Consider the following 2,073-nt stretch of genomic DNA (forward strand, 5'->3'; position numbering starts at 1 on the left):
CTAAACCTTTAGACTGCTTGATTTTCCTTTCTGTAAGATCTCAGAGTTTAGCAAAAGCTATCTCTTTTAGTATTCTTTTTCGTTATAGCCAAAGTCCGCCAAATCTAGTTTTTTATCACGCCAATTTTTCTTGACTTTAACCCATGTTTCAAGATAAACCTTATCACCGAGCATGATTTCAATATCACGGCGAGCTAAAGTACCAATTTTTTTCAACATGGCACCATGTTTCCCGATAATAATGCCTTTTTGGCTGTTTCGTTCTACCATGATAGTTGCTTGAATGTGAATTTTATTCGTTTCAGGGTCGCGTTTCATCGAATCCACCACAACAGCAACTGAGTGTGGCACTTCTTGTTCAGTGAGGGTCAAGATTTTTTCACGAATCATTTCAGATACCAAGAAACGTTCAGGGTGGTCAGTTATTTGGTCCTCTGGGAAATATTGGAAACCTTCTTCCAAATTCTCAGTCAAGACAGTCAACAATCTATCCACATTGTTACCTTGAAGGGCTGAAATTGGGATAATTTCTTTGAAATCCATTTGGTCACGGAAATCATCGATTTGCTCCAACAATTGGTCAGGATGAACCTTGTCAATTTTGTTGATAACCAAGATAACAGGCACCTTAGCTTCTTTCAAACGCGCGATAATCATGTCATCGCCCTTACCACGTTTTTCATCGGCAGGCACCATAAAGAGTACCGTATCCACTTCGCGCAAGGTACTATAAGCTGATTCCACCATAAAATCGCCTAGAGCCGTCTTAGGTTTGTGAATACCTGGTGTGTCGATAAAGACGATTTGCTCTGTTTCTGTCGTGTAAATCCCCATGATTTTATTACGCGTTGTTTGAGCTTTATTACTCATAATCGCAATTTTTTGACCCATTACACGATTTAAAAAGGTTGATTTTCCAACATTTGGACGACCTAAAATAGCAACAAAACCTGATTTAAACATAAGATAATAAGGACGCATCTCACAACGTCCTACTCCTTTCCATCATCTACCATAAGCTCTTATCACTAAGGATAAGTTCAAAGAATTTTAGCAGCTTTGGGACAAAGATAATCAAGCCCGTAATCACTGCATATCCTGACATCAATAAAACAGCACCAGCAGCCATGTCCTTAGCATTTTTCGCTAACATGGAAAAATGGTAGTTGCTGGCTAAATCCACAACATTTTCAATAGCCGAATTAACGACTTCAAGCGTAATCACTAAAAATATGACCAACAGCAAAAAGAGCCACTCGACAGCTGAAATACGAAAAATCGCACCTGCCATGCAGGCTAAAATCGCTGAAAACATGTGTTTGCGCATATTGCGCTCTTCTTTTAACGCGGTAATAATCCCAGTAATCGCAAATTCTAAACTTGATACTAGGGTACGGTTCTTCCACTTCTTTGGGGAATGCTTATCTCTTGAGTCCATAGGCGGTTAAAATTTCTTCCTGTAACGTAAACATTTCTTTTTCTTCTTCTGGTGTGTAATGATCGTAACCATTGATGTGTAAGAAACCATGAACCGCAAGAAATCCCATTTCACGTTCAAAAGAGTGACCATATTCTTCGGCTTGCTCACGCGCCTTATCCACTGAAATGAACAACTCTCCAATATAAGCATCAAATTCGTCGAGCATTTCGACCAATTCAGGATTGTCTTTCAAATCTTCTTCTGAAAATGACAGACCTGAGTCTGGCTTGTACTCCAAGCTAATCACATCCGTTGGACGATCTGTATGACGATACTTCAAGTTCAATTCGTGACTGCGTTCATTTGTCACAAAAGTCACAGACATTTCCTTGTTTTCTTTACCTGTCTTTTCAGCAGCAAACTCCAATAAATCAAGCGTTTGTTTCTTGATGGCTTCTGAAACTTGACCAGTTTCATCTATCATTTCAACGTACATAATATTCTTCTTTCAACTGTATTCTTGTCAATAATATTATACCACAATAAGTGTTGGAGTGCTATTTTATGTCCCAATTCCCCATTTTAAAAGACTTCTTGGAAAACAAGAAGTCTTTGGTTAAGCAATTAGTTATCTGTCGTATCTACCTCTTTGG

General features: G+C 38.7%; 3 protein-coding genes. All 3 read right to left on the reverse strand.

From position 1 onward, the window contains the following. Window positions 1–66: 66 nt before the first annotated feature. Genes era through ybeY form a run of 3 tightly spaced genes read right to left on the reverse strand, consistent with a single transcriptional unit; the run spans window position 67 to window position 1,916 of the window. On the reverse strand, window positions 67–963 hold the full coding sequence (gene era, locus B3R79_RS02025; RefSeq protein WP_293693493.1) for a GTPase Era: 897 nt from the start codon (window positions 961–963) through the stop codon (window positions 67–69). A 46-nt stretch (window positions 964–1,009) separates the two neighbouring features. After that, window positions 1,010–1,438 (reverse strand): diacylglycerol kinase family protein, encoded by a 429-nt coding sequence (locus B3R79_RS02030; protein WP_154455431.1) that lies wholly within the window; start codon window positions 1,436–1,438, stop codon window positions 1,010–1,012. Further along, entirely contained in the window at window positions 1,422–1,916 is a 495-nt protein-coding gene (gene ybeY, locus B3R79_RS02035; RefSeq protein ID WP_168260478.1) for an rRNA maturation RNase YbeY, read from the reverse strand. The genes B3R79_RS02030 and ybeY overlap by 17 nt, the downstream gene beginning before the upstream one ends. Window positions 1,917–2,073: the final 157 nt, after the last annotated feature.

This window comes from Streptococcus sp. UBA3373 (assembly GCF_002360305.1).
Classification (GTDB): domain Bacteria; phylum Bacillota; class Bacilli; order Lactobacillales; family Streptococcaceae; genus Streptococcus; species Streptococcus alactolyticus.